This window comes from Gordonia sp. (in: high G+C Gram-positive bacteria) (genome assembly GCF_052106715.1).
Classification (GTDB): domain Bacteria; phylum Actinomycetota; class Actinomycetes; order Mycobacteriales; family Mycobacteriaceae; genus Gordonia.
In genome coordinates, this window is sequence record NZ_JBQEDL010000014.1 from 62,839 (window position 1) to 79,926 (window position 17,088).

Sequence of the window (17,088 nt, forward strand, 5' to 3'; positions counted from 1 at the left end):
GCGGCACCACGCACCGACCGAAATAACCGAGAGGGGGCAGCGCACGTGCGTGCGTTCATCCGCCGAGGGCTCAACAGGGTTCTCGGAACAGCTCAGGCGACGATCGACACGATCGAGCCGGGCAGCATCTTCGTCGCGCCGCGCAAACCGATCGCGATCGACGACGAAGCTGCGATCACCGAGGTCCTCGACCTCGCTGCGAAGATCGGGGCCGTCCTCCTCGATTCGGGGACCGGCGCGATCGATACTCGACGACAGATCGAGTTCGTCGCAGGTATCTACGGCCTCGAGGACGTCGATATCGACGTCACGTTCAACACGATCATCGTGTGCGCCCAGCGCGGAAACAATCTTCCTCCCGTGACGTGCGTCCGCACCGTCTACGCGAGGTCTCTCGACTTCACCCGCCTGGCCCACGTCGACCGACTGGTCCGCCGCATCCGGCACCTCGCGATCAGCCCGGCGACCGCGCACGGCATCGTCGACGAGATCACCCGCGCTCCCCACCCCTATCCGTACTGGATCGCGACCGCGGGGTGGGGCGTGATGGCCTCGGGTATCTCGATCCTGCTCGGCGGCACCTGGGTCGTCTGGTTCACCGCATTCATCACGACGATCATCATCGTCAGCCTCAACCGGCGGCTGGCGCGAGCAGGGACACCGATCTTCTTCCAGCAGTTCGCGGGCGGCTTCATCGCCATCGTGCCTGCAGCGCTCCTGTTTCACTGGCGTGAGGAGTTAAGCCTCGGTCCGTCGTTCATGCCGTCGCAGATCATCGCGGCAGGCATTGTCGTGCTCCTATCCGGCCTCTCCTTGGTCGGCTCGGTGCAGGACGCGATCACCGGAGCCCCGATCACCGGCACGGCCCGGTTCTCCGAAGTCGTCCTGCTGACCGGCGGGATTCTCGCGGGTGTCGCACTCGGGCTGCGGATCGTCGAGGGCGCCGGCGTCGTCCTACCCGGTCTGGGAACCGAGATGCCCTTCGGTCCAGCTGATCTCGCTGCCCGCATCGTCGGCGGGGCGGTAGCGGCGGGAGCATTCGCCGTCGGCAGCTATGCCGAGCGGCGCGCCATCCCCGTCGCTCTCGGTGCGGGCGCCGTCGCGTCCGCGGTCGCGTTCGGCCTGGCCCTCACCGACACCGGCACCATCCTGAGTTCGGCGACGGCCGCCGTCGTGGTCGGCCTCGTCGGTGGTCTCGCCGCCCGCCGCGCCCTCACTCCCCCGCTCGTCGTCGCCGTCGCAGGCATCACCCCCCTGCTGCCGGGTCTGGCGATCTACCGAGGTCTGTACGGGATCATGAGCGACCAATCACTGACCGGGTTCAGCCAAGTGGCTGCCGCGTTGACGACCGGTTGCGCGCTCGCCGCCGGCGTCACCCTCGGTGAATTCATCGCCCGGTCGCTACGCCGGCCCCACATCCCCAGCGGACTCATTCGGATTCCACAGCGCCCTGAACTGCGAAAACCTGTTATCCGAAAGCCGCACGGGAAGAGCAACGGCGCCAACGCTTGACCCTCACGCGACGTGAGGCCCGACGATCGAAGGCGTGATGATGACACGCAAGGACACCACCTGGACGGTGGGACGGCTCGCCGAGCTCTCGGGCGTCACGGTGCGGACTCTGCACCACTACGACGAGATCGGACTGCTGCGCCCCACCGAACGGAGCGGCGCCGGATACCGGCTCTACACCGAGGCGGATCTGCTGCGGCTGCAGCAGATCGTGGTGTACCGCAGGCTCGAGATGCCTCTCGACGAGATCGCCGACCTGCTCGACGGGTCCGACGATGCCGTCGACCATCTTCGCAGGCAGCGTGCCACCGTCACCGCCAGGCGTGACGAGCTCGACACGCTCGTCGACGCGATCGATCAAGCATTGGAGCGAGAAATGAACAATCGACCGGCGACCGACGAGGACATGCGCGAGCTGTTCGGCTACGGGTTCTCCGACGAGTACCAGGCCGAAGCGGAGCGACGGTGGGGCGACACCGACAGGTGGGCGCAGTCGCAGGCACGGACCGCGCAGTACACGAAGGCCGACTGGGCGCAGATCAAGGACGAGCAGGACGCGACGAACGCCGCGTTCATCGCGGCCAAACGGGCGGGCGAGCCCGCGGACGGCGACGTCGCCGTCGCTGTCGCCGAACGTGCGCGGCTGGCCATGAACGACCGCTTCTACGACTGCGACCACGAGTTCCATCGGTGTCTCGGCGAGATGTATGTGAGTGATCCGCGTTTCACCGCCACCTACGACGACCTCGAGCCGGGGCTGGCGCAATACGTTCGGGACGCGATCGTCGCCAACGCCGACCGACACCTCTGAAACGGGCACACGGTAGAATCGGTCTCATGCCTGCTAAGACCACTGAGATCGCGACAGACGAGGAACTGGTAACCATCGCCGACGAGACCGCGCTCTCTGCGCGTCGCGTCGTCGCTGCGTACGCCACCGACGCCGACGAATGCCGGATGCTCCTCTCGATGCTCGGAATCGCACCGGACGAACCGGCAGTCTGATCCGGTATGGCTGACTTCGTCGTAGTCGCCAATCGTCTGCCGGTCGACAAACGCGTCGAGCCCGACGGGTCCACCACGTGGAAGCGTGCACCCGGCGGGCTCGTCACGGCATTGACCCCGACCCTCGCCTCTCATTCGGGCGCGTGGGTCGGCTGGAGCGGGGCGCCGGACTCGTCCGACAACCCGCAGATCGACGGAATCGACATCCGCTCGGTTCCGCTGTCGAGCGACGAGATCGCCGACTACTACGAGGGTTTCGCCAACTCGACCCTCTGGCCGCTCTACCACGATCTCCTCGTGGAGCCGGTCTTCGACCACGACTGGTGGACGACCTACGTCGACGTCAACAAGAGGTTCGCGCAGGCCGCCGCAGAGGCCGCCGACACCGGAGCGACCGTGTGGGTGCACGACTATCAGCTTCAACTCGTCCCGGCGCTGCTCCGCGAACTCCGTCCCGACCTGCGCATCGGCTTCTTCCTGCACATCCCTTTCCCGTCGTACGAGCTGTTCGCGCGTCTGCCCTGGCGTGCGGAACTGCTCCGCGGCCTCCTCGGCGCCGATCTCATCGGGTTCCACCTTCCCGGCGGAGCCGAGAACTTCCTGACGCTCGTGCGCCGAGTGCTGCGTCTCGAGGCGTCCTGCGACCCAGTCGGAGTCCGGGACGGTCTCGGCACGATTCGCGACGGGGCTCGGACGGTGCGCGTCGGATCGTTTCCGATCTCGGTGGACGCCGCGGCCGTCGCCGAGCAGGCCTCGGCGATGACCGAACGCGCCGCCGAGATCCGCGCCGAGCTCGGCGATCCGACGACCATCCTGCTCGGCGTCGACCGTCTCGATTACACGAAGGGCATCGACGTCCGCCTCAATGCGCTCGACGCCCTGTTCCGCGACGGACGCCTCGATCCCGCCAGCACCGTCCTCGTCCAGTTGGCCAGTCCGAGCCGGGAGAACGTCGACAGCTATATCAAGGTGCGCAACCGAATCGAGCAGTCCGTCGCCCACATCAACGGCACCCACGGGACAGTGATGAATCCGCCGGTCCGATACCTGCTGAAACCTGTGCCCCGAGACGAGTTACTCGCCTATTTCCTGGCCGCCGACGTCATGCTCGTGACCCCGCTGAGGGATGGCATGAATCTCGTCGCCAAGGAGTACGCGGCCTGCCGCGCCGATCTCGGCGGGGCGCTGGTTCTCAGCGAGTTCACGGGGGCCGCCACCGAGATGGACCGGGCGTACCTGGTGAATCCGTACGACCCCCAGAGTGTGCAGGACGTCGTCGCTCGCGCGGTGACCGACGACCCGGAGTCTCGGCGGGCGCGGATGTCGGCCCTGCACCAGCAGGTCCTCGACTTCGACGTCGACCTGTGGTCGCGGAGCTTCCTGCAGTGTCTATCGGGGGCGGCGGCCGCCAACGAGGCCGTCGACAACGAGGCCGGGCGGTGAGTGTGGCGGGGCGAGCGACTCCGCTGGGTTACGCGCTCGCCGAGTTCGCCTCGCTCGACCGCGTGCTCATCGCCTCCGATTACGACGGCTGTGTCGCCCCGATCGTGTCCCGTCCCGAAGACGCGGCGGCCGACCCGGCGTCGACGGCTGCGTTGGCCGCCGCGGCCGAACTCCCCGGCACATGGTCTGCACTCGTGTCCGGGCGGGCGCGTGAGGACCTGGCGACGCTGTCCGGCCTGGGTGATCCGGTTACTCTCGTCGGCAGTCACGGTGCCGAGTTCGAATCTGGATTCGACGAGCCGCTCACCGCCGAGCAGAAGGCGCTCCTGGCCGCCGTCGTCGACGAATTCGAGTCCATCACAGCACGATTCCCCGACACCAGCGTCGAGACGAAGCCAGTGAGCACCACACTGCATGTCCGGAACGCATCCGACGACGATGCCCGTGCCGCACTCACGCTCGCCGTCGAAGGCCCCGCGTCGTGGTCCGGAGTCCACGTGACACACGGCAAGTCCGTCATCGAACTCGCCGTCATCGAGACGAGCAAGGGTCATGCCTTAGACAGGCTCCGCGACCGCGTCCACGCCCAGGCGGTCCTGTATCTCGGAGACGACATCACCGATGAGAAGGCATTCGCTCACCTGAATCTGCCAGGCGACGTCGGCATCAAGGTCGGCGACGGCGCGACCGCCGCGAAATTCCGTATCGCAGGCACCGCAGAGGTCGCAGAAGTGCTGACTGCGGCCGTCGAGCTGCGGGCCGCGACTACCCGGTCTTGATATTGCGGCGCGCGCTCGCCTGATCGCGCGGCATCAGCACGATCCGGTCGAGATTCACATGCGGTGGACGGGAGGCCGCGAACGCGATCACCTCGGCGACGTCGGCTGCGCTCAACGGGGTGAGCCCGTCGTAGACGGCATCGGCGCGCTGGGCGTCTCCGTCGAACCGGACGAGCGAGAATTCGGTCTCGACCATGCCTGGCAAAATCTCGGTGAGCCGGATCGGCTTTCCCAGCAGCTCGGGCCGCAACGTCCGGTGCAGAACCGACTGGCCGTGTTTGGCTGCCGTGTACCCGGAACCGTTGTCGTAGGCTTCGATCGCGGCGATCGACGTGATCGTCACGATCAGACCGTCCCCGGACGCCTCCAACAACGGCAGCATCGCCTTCGTGACTCGAAGAGTGCCGATGACGTTGGTCTCCCACATCCATCGCCAGTCATCGAGGTCGGCGTCGGCGACCGTGGCCAACCCCTTGGCGCCGCCCGCATTGTTGACCAGCACGTCCACTCGGTCGAGCGACGCGACGAAGGTCTCGACCGACTCGGCGTCCGTGACATCGAGATGTTGTGCGCGGCCACCGATCTCGGTCGCCAGTGATTCGATCCGGTCCGTCCGCCGCGCACCGACGACGACGTGGTAGCCGTCGTCTGCCAACGCGCGAGCCGTCGACTCGCCGATACCCGAACTCGCGCCGGTCACCACTGCGACTCTGCGCTGCGGCCTGCCGTCGGACTCAGTTGAAGTAGCCATGGTTCTTAAGTCTAAGAGACGCGTCCGTTCGTTGCGGGGCTGCTAGATTCGACGCCATGATCGGTAGTGGAGTGGTCCCGGCGAGTCTGCGCATCGGGACCGGACCGACCGCCGCCGTCTTGCACGCGATCCGGGTGCACGGTCCGGTCACCCGCGACCAGATCGTTGCCGCCGTCGACCTGTCTCCGGCAACCGTCAACCGCCAGGTCAACGCATTGCTCGACGCGCGGCTCGTCACCGAACGCGCCGACCTCGTGGATCCGGGGGCCATCGGCAGGCCGAAACTACCGCTGACCATCGACCGCGACCACTTCTGCGTCGTCGGTATGCACGTCGGCGCTCGCCGCACCGTTCTTGTGATCGCCGACCTGCGCGGACGCACCCTGTATTCGCACGCCGTGCGGACGACCGACATCACCGATCTGTGCGCCCAGTTGAGGGTCCTCGCGAATCGCTTCTCTGGCCGACGCGTCCTCTGGGGCGGCGTCGCGATCGGCGGAGCGGTCGACACCGAGTCGGGCGTCGTCGACCATCCCATTCTCGGGTGGCGGCGCCAACCGCTCGGCGACGAACTGACCGCGGCCCTCGATGTGCCTGTGTCGGTGTCCGAACACGTCCAGGCGATGGCCGCCGCCGAACTCATCCTGTCCGGCGCGACCGCCCGGGGGCCATCGGGCCTGTTCTTCTATGCTCGCGAGACCGTCGGCATGGCGATGACATTCAGCGGGCAGGTCTATCAGCCTGCCCGGGGCGCAGGGACGATCGCCGGCCTCACCGTGGTCCCCGGAGCACTCGCCGACACCCCCGTCGCGCCGCTGCAGGCGGTGATCGGCACGCAATCGCTGCACGACGCCGCCGAACGTCTCGGCATCGAGCCCGGGGCCAATCGGCTCGCCGACGAACGGGCGCGAATCCTCGGACAGTCCGTCGCGGCGATGCGCGACGTGGTGAACCCCGACGAGATCGTTGTCGCGGGTGACGCGTTCGCCGCCCACCCGCAAGGGCTCGCCCCCGTCCAGGCCGCCTTCGACGCCGCCACCCTGATCGAGCGACCTCTGGAGATCGTCCCGACGTGTTTCGGCATCCACGTCCCCGAGGCGGCGGCCGTTGCCGTCGCTCTGTCGGCGGTCTACGTCGATCCGCTGGCCGTCGTCTGAGACGGTCGGCCTCCCCCTCGGGGCGACTATTCGGGGAAACCCGCCAGAACGGCACGCGAGCCGGACAGACCCAGGCGGGTAGCACCCGCCTCGATCAGTTCCGCAGCGAGCTCGGCCGACCGGATTCCACCGCTCGCCTTGACTCCGACCGACGGCCCGACCGCTTCGCGCATCACCTGTACCGCATGGACGCTCGCACCACCGGACGGGTGGAACCCGGTCGACGTCTTCACGAAATCGGCTCCGCCCGCGACGGCCTTACGGCACACCTCGGCCAGCCCGTCGTCGCCGATCGTCTCCAACAGGATCGCCGACTCGACGATCACTTTGAGCACGGTGTCGGCTCCGGCGCCCTCTCGAACGGTCAGAACGTCGGCGAATACCTCGTCGTAGCTCCCGGCGACGGCTGCGCCGACGTCGATCACCATGTCGATCTCCTGCGCGCCGTTCTCAACGGCGAAACGCGCCTCGGCGGCCTTCACCAACGAATGGTGCTTGCCAGACGGAAAGCCCGCGACGACGCAGGTCGTCACCGACCCCGTCTCGATCGGCAGCATCGACGGCGACAGACACACCGAGTAGACGCCGAGGTCGGCCGCTTCGGCGACGGTCGTCTCGGCATCGGCACGAGTCGCTTCGGGACGTAGGAGCGTGTGGTCGACGAGGGCCGCGACCGCCGCCCTGTTCAGGTTGCTTTTCGTCACAAGATACGAGCTTGGCACACTTGACTGGGTGAGCACCTCCACACCCTCCTCTCCCGCACCCGCCTCGCCCGCGCCCCAGGACGACGACCGACGGCTGGTCCTGACCCTCGGCTGCCCCGACCGCACCGGCATCGTCGCGGCGATCTCCGGATTCATCGCCGAGATCGGCGGCTGGATCACCGAGGCCAGGTACCACTCGGACGAGCAGTCCGGCTGGTTCTTCACCCGGCAGGCGATCCGCGCCGACAGCGTCGCTCTCGACGTCGACGAGCTCAGGCGACGCTTCGCCGACGTGGCCGGGAGGATCGGACCGAACGCCGAATGGTCGCTGACCGACACCGGTACCGAGAAGTCCGTCGTCCTACTCGTCAGCCGGGACAGCCACTGCCTCATCGATCTGCTCGGTCGGGCCGAGCGCGGCGAGTTCCCGGCCACCATCCGCGCCGTGATCGGCAACCACCGAGACCTCGAGGAGTTGACCACACGGTTCGGTGTACCGTTCCACCACGTACCGTTCCCGGCCGACGGTAAGGCTGCGGCGTTCGTCCGACTGCAGGAACTGGTCGACGGGTACTCGCCGGACGCGATCGTCCTCGCGCGGTTCATGCAGATCCTGCCCGCCGATCTGTGCAAGGCGTGGGCCGGGCGGGCCGTCAACATCCACCACAGCTTCCTGCCGAGCTTCATCGGTGCACGCCCGTACCACCAGGCGTTCGATCGCGGCGTCAAACTGATCGGCGCCACCTGCCACTACGTGACCGCCGACCTCGACGCGGGCCCGATCATCGAGCAGGACGTCAGCCGCATCAACCACGACTACTCGACCGCCGACATGGTCCGTCAAGGTCGCGACATCGAAGCCCTCGTCCTGTCGCGCGGAGTCCGGTGGCACCTCGAGGACCGTGTCCTCGTCCACGGGCGCAAGACGGTGGTCTTCACCTGACCGGCTGTCGAACCAGGCTCTAGATCGAGCAGCCGCCCGACGATTCGCCCGACGAATTCGACTCGGACGCGGCCTTCATGTTCACGTCGTCACCGGCGAAACTGAAGTCGACACCGGTCTTGCCGACCGTGAACTTGTCGACCTTGATCTGCTTGAACAGTGGACCGAACATCGACTCTGTCACCTGGTCGACGATGGGTTGCGCGAAGTCCGGCGGCAGACCGAACATGAGCGCGGTAGCGTCGGTCACCTCGAAGGAGACGGCGCCGTCGGCCAGCTTAGGTTTGAGGGTCACGGTAGCGGGAACCGAGATGATCGCGATAGGCACTTCAGTGGCGACCTTGATCGTCCCTGCGTTCTCGTCGGCGGTGATACCGGTGATCTTCGCGCTGCCCTGGCTCTCCGACTGATTGCTCAGTTCGGTGATCCGGTTGTACGGCAGGATTCCATTGCCCTCGAGATGCTTAACCGTTCCGCCGTCGGTGCTGATGCCTTCGGCCCGCGCGTGCAGGCGCATGTCGGCGGCGTCGCCGTCGCTCGTATCGACCTGAACCCACGGGACGTCACTGCCGAACACCGATAACAGCATCGGCTTACGCGAGACGGAGACCTCCGTCGACGCACCCGTCAGATCGCCGAAAGCGTTCTCGATGCACCCGGTCACCTTGTTGCGCATGTACAACTCGGTGCCGACACCCGCGATGATCAGGACCAAGACCAGTGCAACCGCGACGAGCGAATACGTGCGACGACGGCGCTTCTTGTTGCCCGCGGGCGCAGAACGGGTGACCGGTGGAGGCGGCGGTCCCGTCGGCGGCCCGCCTGCCGGTCCGAACTCGCCGGTCCCCTGTGCCTCCATCTGCTTGGTCGACGGATGCGCCTGCGAATACGCGTGCGTCGGCGGCTCTGGTTGTTGCCTGGGCTGGGGGGTGTGGGCTTGGGGTGTTGGGGTTTGGGGTGTGTGCGGAGGCTGCACCTGCGGCGGAACACGCCCCTGGTCGATCGGGCCGGTGACGACTTCGCCCGTCGGGGCCTCGTCCGGCGTCGAGGCTACTTCCGACGTCGGGGTCACTTCGGGAGTCGGGTTCTCTTCGGGCTCCGGGTTCGGGCCCTGCTCGTTCTTGTCCTGGCCTGTCTCGTTCTTATCGTGATCTGTCACTTCGCATCCGTCCCATCCAGGCGGGGAATATCCCGGCGGTTGGCGAGCGTCGCCAGCGCCGCACGCGCCTTCTCGGTCCGGGACAGGTCGAGATCGTGCAGATCCACCCGCTCGCCGGAATCGTAGTCGGCGACAACGCTACCCAACGGATCTGAGATTCGGCTATGCCCTATCCCCGTGGGGGCTGAGGATTCTCGAACCGCGGCATCGCTCGGCAACGCCTGACCGACCGCCGCCAGGTACGACGTCGAATCCAGCGCACGCGCCGACGCCAACAACTGCCACTGCGCGAGCTTGCCGGGCCCGGCCCCCCACGAGGCCGGCACCACGATGAGTTGCGCACCGCGTCGGGCTAGTTCGGTGAACAGCTCCGGGAAGCGGATGTCGTAGCACGTGGCCACCCCGATCCGGCTCCCGCCGAGGTCGAAGACGAGCGGATCATCGCCTGCCGCGATCGTGTCGGACTCCCGGAATCCGAATGCGTCGAACAAGTGGATCTTGTGGTAGGCCAGGCGCTCAAGACCTGGCCGCGCGACCAGGAGAGTGTTGCGGATCCGACCCCCGTCGGACGGCGTGAACATTCCGGCGATCACGGCGACACCAGTCTCGTCTGCGACACCGGACACCGCGGACGCCCACGGACCGTCCAGGGGCTGTGCCACGTCGCGCAACGAGACACCGAACCGGCACATCGCAGCCTCGGGGAACACGATCAACTCGGCGCCCTCGGATGCCGCGCGCCGCGTCTCGTCGACGATCCTGGCCAGGTTCTCCTGCGTATCGGTGCCGGTGGAAATCTGGGCCATCGCGAGTCGCACGCGAACTCCTCCTCGAGAAACGTCAGTCGGTCAGTGCTGGTAGCGCGTGGAGCCTTCGGGCCCGCTCGTCGAACTCACCAGCTTGGCGAGACAATGATCCTTGTCGAGGGACTGGCTGACGCACCACGACAACGCATGCTCGGAATCCGCGAACGGCTGCGCCGACACGATGATCCACCAGTTCGGACTGGAGAACACCGGCCAGTCCGACGACCGGAGCAACTTCACATTCGGGTAGCGGGCCTTCATTCTCTCGTACTCGGCGAGGATCGACTGATTGTCCCAGGTCCGACCCTCTGCCACGACACCAGGCCATTTGGCGCTGACTTGGGCGACCCAGCGGCCGTCATAGCCTGCACGGACAGCTGCCGTGTCGGTCTGCGACTGCGATGCGAGCGTCGATGCCGCATCCGCCTCCGGGTCGGCGACGACCGTCGCCGGTTGCGGATCTGCGCTCTGCTGCGCCTCGACGGTCTCGACCGCGATCGCCGGGTCGCCTCGATCGTCGGTGTTGGCGACTTTCACCCAGATCACCACAGCGGCGACGATCAGGGCGAGGACGCATGCGATCGCCAGGCCGATCACGATGCCGCGGGCGACGTTCGAATTCCCCGGCGGCTGACCGTAGGGATACTGGCCGTACGGCGGCTGACCGTGATCTGGCCTCGACATGCGCTCATAGTAGACACACGGCGGCCGGGTACGGCCGTGTCGGCCGATCAGGCCAGGTTCTTGCCGACCCACTCCGCAGTAAACTCCGCTTCCCCGCGGAACAGGTCGACGAGGTTCACGAGCATGAGCTGTTCGAGTTTTCCGCTGACGAACGGCAGATAGACCTTGACCTCGGTGGTCTTGCGGACCGTGCAGCCCGTCTCGGTGTCGAACAGTTCCTGCTCGCCGGCCAACGAACCGGGGCCTGCCGGGATAGACGCCGTGTACGTGCCGGGGGTGCTTACGGCGTCGAATGCGCCGAGCGTCTCGACGCGGGTGATGACCATGTCCTTCATCATCACCGTCTGCGCGATCGGCGGCAGCATGTCACGGGTGAGCGTCTGCTTGAGGACGACCCGCATTCCGCCGGAGCCGGTCTCGAACTCCTCGACGTTCGAGACCGGTGTCAGTTCCCGGAATCCGTCCATGAGATCGTCCCAGTACTGCCGCTTCATCTGCGCCTGGTAGAGCTTTTCCGCCGAGTGCTCGTAGCGGGCGGAGTAACTGAGCCGTCGTGCCATGCCGCTCAGAGTAACCGTCTGGCTAACCCTGGTGAAAATCGACGGTGGCGTCGTGCTCCGCATCGAGGAGGTGAACGACCTGCTCGATCACGGCTTTCTCCACTCGTCCGCCGACAAACGGGATCGACACGTCGACGACACCCGTGTACTGCGCAGTTGCCTGCGCACCGCTGATCACGATGTCGCCGAAGATCTTGGCCGGCGCTCCCGTCACCGACGCCTCCATCCGCCCGATCACGGTCTCGCCGGAGAGCCGGAAGACACACGTGCGCGGAATCTCCAGGTCGCCGGGGCGGATCGAGGTGACGGCTTTGGGCAGGTTCGACTCGTCGACGCCCTGCTTCGTGGCGACCGTCACCGCGTCCCCATCGATCTCGAACGACTCGAGCGAGCCGTGATCGGAGTTTGTGGCGGCCAACAGATCACGCCAGTACTGCTCGGTCGTGATCAGCGCCCAATAGTCCGTGGCGGAGAACGGGTAGGAGACCGAGTGCTCGAAGTTGCTCGACATGGGTGAGAGGTTACCGTTACCGGCATGACGACTCATACACAGCCGCTGTCGGCGTTCACCACGTTGCGCCTCGGCGGCCCAGCCGATGCCGTCGTGGAGTGCACCGACACGGAGGCGTTGGTCGAGGAGGTGACCGCTCTCGACCGAGCAGGGACTCCCGTGCTGCTCATCGCGGGCGGATCGAACCTGGTGATCGGTGACGACGGTTTCGCTGGAACAGCCGTCGTGATCGCGACCGACGGAATCGAGTTCGGCTCCGACGACATCGGCTCCTACGTCACGGCGCAGGCGGGGGCCGACTGGGACTCGCTGGTCGCCGCGACCATCGACGCCGGGTTCGGCGGCCTCGAGTGCCTGTCGGGCATCCCCGGCGCCGCCGGAACCACCCCGGTGCAGAACGTCGGAGCGTACGGAGTGGAGGTCGGCGACCTGCTGCGCGCCGTCCGCCTCCTCGACCGGGCGACCGGCCACACCCGCTGGGTCGCCCCGGAAGAACTCGCGTTGGGATACCGGACGTCGAACCTGAAAGGCCGCGACGACCACGTCGTCCTGGCCGTGAGCTTCCGCCTCAACGACGGCGGAATGTCGCAGCCGATCGCCTACCACGAGTTGGCTCGGCGGGCAGGCGTCGAGGAGGGCGCCACCGTGCCCGCCGCCGACATCCGTGCGACAGTGCTCGAGCTGCGGCGCGGAAAAGGCATGGTCCTCGACGCGGACGACCACGACACGTGGAGCGCCGGATCGTTCTTCACCAACCCGGTCGTCGGTGACGACGCGATCGATCGCGTGCTGGAGGGTATCCGGGCGAGGGTCGGCGACGACGTCGCGATCCCGCGGTTCCCGGCGGACGGCGGATCGAAGCTGTCTGCCGGTTGGCTCATCGAGCGCGCCGGTTTCACGCGCGGCTACCCGTCGGACGAGGCCGCCGCGCGACTGTCGACCAAACACACGCTCGCATTGACCAATCGCGGGACAGCCACGACCGCCGACCTCCTGGCTCTGGCGGGGACGATCCGGGACGGCGTGCTCGAACGCTTCGGCGTCGAACTGCACCCCGAGCCGGTGTTCGTCAACTGCTCTTTGCCTCGCTGACGTCGCCGAGAACGGTGTCGAGCAGTCGGTTGTACCCGGCGGCACGCTCGACCGGCAGCATGTGCCCGGCACCCGGGAACTCGGTGAGCGAGTGGAGCACACCATTGGCGCGCAGCACGTCCGCCAACTCCTCGGCGTGAATAGGGCTGGTCAACCGGTCTTGGCTACCGACGACAACGGCCGTCGGAACGCTGATCTTGCCGAGCCCCGGACGCACGTCCAGGTCATACATGGTCGCACCCCACGCGCCGCGCGCCGTCGGCGAGCAGGCTGCGATCTGTTCGTTACAGAAGTCGACGTGGGCTTGGCGGGCGACCGGACCGAGCGCGATGTAGTGAGTGAGCCGTTCGCTCAGCGGACTCGTGGGCAGCGGCAGCGGCGTCGAGACGAATGCGCGCTCGACATACGGTTCCAGCGGCCGGACCACCGCGGGCAGATCCTCAGGGACCAGCAACTGTCGTTGGACGACGGTGAAAGCTCCGGTCGAGGTGAGGACGATCGCCGAGACCTTCTCCTCCATGCCTGCACCGAACTGCGCGGCCCACGACATGATCGACATGCCGCCCATGCTGTGCCCGACGAGGACCGCGCGCTTCCCCTCAGGAACCATTTCGTCAAGGACGGCCTGCAGGTCTTGACCGAGGAGATCCGGGCTCAGCTTGGTCCGGCCGAGTTCGGAGAGCCCGTGTCCACGCTGGTCATAGGCCACTATTGCGCGGCGGCCCCCGAAGTGCCCTATCTGGGCGTTCCAGAAGCCGGTATTGCAGGTCCATCCGTGGACGAAGACGAGTATCTCGTCGGCCGCCTCGACGTCCCCGGACGTGACGACGTGCAGCAACGTCCCGTCGGGGGCCGCGACCACAGACGATTTGGTGTTCGACGGCTCCTCGAGCAACGGGTCCGGCCCGTCCTGCACCGGCTTCGGGTAGCGGTACGCCTCGCGCAGGAGGGAGCCCGCGATCACGGCAAGCCCACCGCCGACGACCCCCGCTCCGATGCCGCCTGCGACGGCCAACGCCTGCATTCCCCGGCGCCATCCTCGTCGTGAGTCAGCCATGTCTTGCCCCTATCTATTCCGCCGCGGCGTCCGAGCTCGGATCGCGCGGGTTCTCGAAGTATTCGCCCGCCTGGCCGACGGCCCTCGATATCTCGTCGTCGAGCGCCTTGCTGAACGCGGACTCGACGATCTCGTGCGCCATCGGGCGAACAGTCTGGATAAGCTCGGCGATGCGGGTGAACGTCTGGTCGCCGAGCCCCGGCAGGTTCTCGTCGAAGTACTTGTCGGTGATCAGCGAGACGAAGCTGTGCGCGACGTCTTCGAGGTCCTGCTCAACCCGAACCCACATGTCCAGCAGGACGTCGATGTCGATACCGGCTTTGACGAGTGCCTCGGCACCGGCGAGGACCTCGGGGTTGCGTACCGCGTAGTGCGCCCCGTCCTTGGCCAGGAGTCCTAGCTTCTGGCTGACCGCGATCGACCGGTCGGTCGCACCGAGCGACTTGCGGAGCTCGGTGAGGGTGATCGTCGCCGCGCGCTTGATGTTCTTGAAACGGTTGTTCTTCGGCGACTCCCGCAGCACATGCTCGACCTTCATCCCGTAATGCGCGGCATGCAGGAGTTCGCTGATAGTGGCGAACGTGTAACCGCGTTCGAGCATGCGGGAGATCAAGTTGAGCCGGACGAGGTGCTCGCCGGAGTACCAACCGGTGCGCCCGCGGATCGCGGGAGCCGGTAGCAGGCCGCGATCTTGATAGACGCGGATGTTACGGACGCTGACGCCGGACACCTCGGCGAGGTCGTTGATGCGATATTCGGTCATTGTCGACGACGGATCATCCGAGCTTCCGGAACCAACTGCGTTTGAGGATCTCGTCGATCCGCACGCGAACGTCCACGATGTACACCATCACAGCGATGACGCCGACCAGGAACAGAACGAGCACCGACATCCCGCCGACCACGAACAGCCAGATGAGGAGGTTGGCGACGGCGAGCAGCGCGACCCAGAAAGTCTTCGACTGCGCATCGACCGCGGTGAAGGCGTCAGGCCGGGTGATCGCCGCGTGCACGAGCGCGGCGACGCCCGACAGGCCTGCGATGACACCCAGCGCGAGCAGGATGTAGAACCGGGCGTCGAGAACCACAGATTGAACGGTCACGCTGCCACCTTACCCATGCGCGTTGTCACTGATCGTCAGCCTGACCGTTCTCGCGCCGGAACGAATCGTAGATTTCGAGCAGCATCTGCTTCTGCCGTTCGCTGATCGAGTCGTCGACGAGGAGGGCGTCCCTGACCGGGCTCGCGGGCCGCTCTTCGAGGATTCCGGCGCGCACGTACAGGACTTCGGCCGAGACGCGGAGCCCCTTGGCGATCTGAGCGAGAACATCGGCTGACGGTTTGCGGAGTCCACGCTCGATCTGCGAGAGGTACGGATTGCTGACGCCGGCGCGCTCAGCGAGCTGGCGCAGAGAGACCTGCGCGGTCAACCGCTGCGCGCGGATGAAACCGCCGATATCCTGGGCGGCGGCCGCGACCGCTTCTGCCGGCCCCGAATCGCCTACCGCGTCGTCGGACTTATCTGTGGAGCTGCTCACGTTCGGATCTACCTTCTCTTCTCGCCCGGACACCAGTGTGCCGAAGCCGTGCTAGCAGATGCAAGCACAACCGGTGGTGGGGCTTGTCACCCGAAGACGAGCACCGACACCGTGTAGATGGCGAGGCCGGCCAGCGAACCGACGACGGTGCCGTTGATCCGGATGAACTGGAGGTCGCGACCCACCTGCAACTCGATCTTGCGGCTGGTCTCCTCGGCATCCCATCCGCGAACGGTGTCGGTGATGACCGAGATGATCTCGGTCGAGTAATTGTCGGCGACGTGTCGGGCGATCCGCGCGACCCAGGTGTTCATCTTGGCTTGCAACGGCTGATCGTCCCGGATCCGCACGCCGAGGCGGACGACGGCGTCGGAGATCGACGTCCTCAGGGTGGACGACGGGTCGTCGAGCATCTGCTCGATGACGTCCTTGCCCGCCTGCCAGGCGGTGGACGCCGCGCCGGTCACCTCGTCGCGCCCGAGGAGCTCGGCTTTGATCCCCTCGAACTTGGCGATCGTCTCGTCGTCGTGCTGCAACTCCTGGGCGAAGTCCTTCACGAAGTCGTGCATGGCACGCCGCAACTCGTGGTTCGGATCGCCGCGGACTTTGTACGTGAAGTCGGTGAGCTCACGGTGGATCCGGTCGCCGACAAGACTGTTGACGAAGCCCGGCACCCAGGCCGGACCGTCCCGGTCGACGACCCGGTCGATGAGGTCCTGGCTGTCGAGGGCCCACGCGTGGGCGCGTTCGCACAGCATTTGAATGATCGGCTCCACCCGGTTCTCGTCGACGAGTTGTTCCAGGACCCGGCCGAGGGGTGGAGCCCACAGCGGTTCGGCCGCCCAGGTCAGGACCGCCTGGATGAACTTCTCGACGTCTTCGTCGCGGAGCATCTCCGAGCCGAGGCGAATAGCTCGCGACACTTCGTCGTTGACGCGAGGCGCGTTGTCTGGATCGGCGAGCCACCCGGACACACGACGCGGCATGTCCAGGTCGACGGCGCGTTCGACGACGACTTCGGGGGTCATGAAGTTCTGTTCGACGAATTCACCGAGCTGGTCGCCGATCTGGTCCTTCTTCCTCGGGATGAGCGCGGTGTGCGGGATCGGAAGGCCGAGTGGTTGCCGGAACAGCGCCGTGACCGCGAACCAGTCGGCGAGCGCACCGACCATGCCGGCCTCGGCCGCCGCCCGCACGAACCCGACCCAGGCTGCGGTATCGGAACCGTCACGATGCTCGATCCAGCGCATCAGGAAGTAGATCGCCGCCGCCCCCACGAGCAGGCCGGTGGCCACGATCTTCATCTTGCGCAAGTCGCGCGCGCGCTGTTCGTCGCCTGCCACACCGAATCCGGTCGGAGTCGAACGCGGCGACTGCTGCGGGGAT

20 protein-coding genes are annotated in these 17,088 nt (G+C 66.6%); 8 read left to right on the forward strand and 12 right to left on the reverse strand.

The window, feature by feature from the left end; genetic code table 11:
* Positions 1-45 precede the first annotated feature (45 nt).
* Genes ACTIMF_RS09275 through otsB form a run of 5 tightly spaced genes read left to right on the forward strand, consistent with a single transcriptional unit; the run spans position 46 to position 4,739 of the window.
* Positions 46-1,512, forward strand: a complete 1,467-nt coding sequence (locus ACTIMF_RS09275; RefSeq protein WP_442349997.1) for a threonine/serine ThrE exporter family protein — start codon at positions 46-48, stop codon at positions 1,510-1,512.
* A 40-nt stretch (positions 1,513-1,552) separates the two neighbouring features.
* Positions 1,553-2,323: a MerR family transcriptional regulator gene (locus ACTIMF_RS09280; protein ID WP_442349998.1), complete on the forward strand. Its 771-nt coding sequence runs from the start codon at positions 1,553-1,555 to the stop codon at positions 2,321-2,323.
* A gap of 26 nt (positions 2,324-2,349) precedes the next feature.
* The gene (locus ACTIMF_RS09285; protein WP_442349999.1) at positions 2,350-2,517 is read left to right on the forward strand and encodes a hypothetical protein; all 168 of its coding nucleotides are present in this window, start codon (positions 2,350-2,352) and stop codon (positions 2,515-2,517) included.
* A gap of 6 nt (positions 2,518-2,523) precedes the next feature.
* On the forward strand, positions 2,524-3,960 hold the full coding sequence (locus ACTIMF_RS09290) for an alpha,alpha-trehalose-phosphate synthase (UDP-forming) (protein WP_442350000.1): 1,437 nt from the start codon (positions 2,524-2,526) through the stop codon (positions 3,958-3,960).
* The gene (gene otsB, locus ACTIMF_RS09295) at positions 3,957-4,739 is read left to right on the forward strand and encodes a trehalose-phosphatase (protein WP_442350001.1); all 783 of its coding nucleotides are present in this window, start codon (positions 3,957-3,959) and stop codon (positions 4,737-4,739) included. The genes ACTIMF_RS09290 and otsB overlap by 4 nt, the downstream gene beginning before the upstream one ends.
* Here otsB and ACTIMF_RS09300 read toward each other — a convergent pair.
* On the reverse strand, positions 4,726-5,490 hold the full coding sequence (locus tag ACTIMF_RS09300) for an SDR family oxidoreductase (protein WP_442350002.1): 765 nt from the start codon (positions 5,488-5,490) through the stop codon (positions 4,726-4,728). The two genes, otsB and ACTIMF_RS09300, sit on opposite strands and share 14 nt — an antisense overlap.
* 56 nt (positions 5,491-5,546) lie before the next feature.
* Here ACTIMF_RS09300 and ACTIMF_RS09305 point away from each other — a divergent pair, with 56 nt between their 5' ends.
* Complete coding sequence (locus ACTIMF_RS09305) at positions 5,547-6,647, forward strand: ROK family transcriptional regulator (RefSeq protein WP_442350003.1); 1,101 nt, start codon at positions 5,547-5,549, stop codon at positions 6,645-6,647.
* A gap of 26 nt (positions 6,648-6,673) precedes the next feature.
* Here ACTIMF_RS09305 and deoC read toward each other — a convergent pair whose 3' ends face one another.
* Positions 6,674-7,351 carry a deoxyribose-phosphate aldolase gene (deoC, locus tag ACTIMF_RS09310; protein WP_442350004.1) on the reverse strand — a complete coding sequence of 226 codons (678 nt, stop codon included), beginning with the start codon at positions 7,349-7,351 and terminating at the stop codon, positions 6,674-6,676.
* 28 nt (positions 7,352-7,379) lie between these two features.
* Between deoC and purU the strand changes: the two genes are divergently transcribed.
* A complete protein-coding gene (gene purU, locus ACTIMF_RS09315) occupies positions 7,380-8,294 on the forward strand; it encodes a formyltetrahydrofolate deformylase (RefSeq protein ID WP_442350005.1) in 915 nt (304 codons plus the stop codon).
* Positions 8,295-8,313: 19 nt separating this feature from the next.
* Here the strand turns inward: purU and ACTIMF_RS09320 are convergent, their stop codons facing one another.
* From ACTIMF_RS09320 to ACTIMF_RS09340, 5 genes are read right to left on the reverse strand one after another with little or no spacing between them, the layout of a single operon-like run.
* Positions 8,314-9,453 (reverse strand): LmeA family phospholipid-binding protein, encoded by a 1,140-nt coding sequence (locus ACTIMF_RS09320; protein WP_442350006.1) that lies wholly within the window; start codon positions 9,451-9,453, stop codon positions 8,314-8,316.
* Complete coding sequence (locus ACTIMF_RS09325) at positions 9,450-10,271, reverse strand: carbon-nitrogen hydrolase family protein (protein ID WP_442350007.1); 822 nt, start codon at positions 10,269-10,271, stop codon at positions 9,450-9,452. Before ACTIMF_RS09325 ends, ACTIMF_RS09320 begins: the two co-directional genes overlap by 4 nt.
* A 30-nt stretch (positions 10,272-10,301) precedes the next feature.
* A complete protein-coding gene (locus ACTIMF_RS09330; protein WP_442350008.1) occupies positions 10,302-10,943 on the reverse strand; it encodes a hypothetical protein in 642 nt (213 codons plus the stop codon).
* A 47-nt stretch (positions 10,944-10,990) separates the two neighbouring features.
* A complete protein-coding gene (locus ACTIMF_RS09335) occupies positions 10,991-11,503 on the reverse strand; it encodes a DUF2505 domain-containing protein (RefSeq protein ID WP_442350009.1) in 513 nt (170 codons plus the stop codon).
* A gap of 22 nt (positions 11,504-11,525) precedes the next feature.
* Positions 11,526-12,014, reverse strand: coding sequence for a DUF2505 domain-containing protein (locus tag ACTIMF_RS09340; protein ID WP_442350010.1), 489 nt, complete (start codon positions 12,012-12,014; stop codon positions 11,526-11,528).
* A gap of 24 nt (positions 12,015-12,038) precedes the next feature.
* On the opposite strand from ACTIMF_RS09340, the gene ACTIMF_RS09345 reads away from it, so the two are divergent.
* Positions 12,039-13,106, forward strand: coding sequence for a UDP-N-acetylmuramate dehydrogenase (locus ACTIMF_RS09345; RefSeq protein WP_442350011.1), 1,068 nt, complete (start codon positions 12,039-12,041; stop codon positions 13,104-13,106).
* Here the strand turns inward: ACTIMF_RS09345 and ACTIMF_RS09350 are convergent.
* From ACTIMF_RS09350 to ACTIMF_RS09370, 5 genes are all read right to left on the reverse strand, one after another.
* Positions 13,084-14,163, reverse strand: a complete 1,080-nt coding sequence (locus ACTIMF_RS09350; protein WP_442350012.1) for an alpha/beta fold hydrolase — start codon at positions 14,161-14,163, stop codon at positions 13,084-13,086. The genes ACTIMF_RS09345 and ACTIMF_RS09350 overlap by 23 nt on opposite strands.
* Before the next feature lie 13 nt (positions 14,164-14,176).
* Complete coding sequence (locus ACTIMF_RS09355; protein WP_442350013.1) at positions 14,177-14,926, reverse strand: MerR family transcriptional regulator; 750 nt, start codon at positions 14,924-14,926, stop codon at positions 14,177-14,179.
* Positions 14,927-14,939: 13 nt separating this feature from the next.
* Positions 14,940-15,266, reverse strand: coding sequence for a DUF2516 family protein (locus tag ACTIMF_RS09360; RefSeq protein WP_442350014.1), 327 nt, complete (start codon positions 15,264-15,266; stop codon positions 14,940-14,942).
* Positions 15,267-15,291: 25 nt separating this feature from the next.
* Positions 15,292-15,702 carry a helix-turn-helix domain-containing protein gene (locus ACTIMF_RS09365; RefSeq protein WP_442350015.1) on the reverse strand — a complete coding sequence of 137 codons (411 nt, stop codon included), beginning with the start codon at positions 15,700-15,702 and terminating at the stop codon, positions 15,292-15,294.
* Between the two features lie 86 nt (positions 15,703-15,788).
* Positions 15,789-17,006 carry a DUF445 domain-containing protein gene (locus ACTIMF_RS09370; RefSeq protein WP_442350028.1) on the reverse strand — a complete coding sequence of 406 codons (1,218 nt, stop codon included), beginning with the start codon at positions 17,004-17,006 and terminating at the stop codon, positions 15,789-15,791.
* Positions 17,007-17,088: the final 82 nt, after the last annotated feature.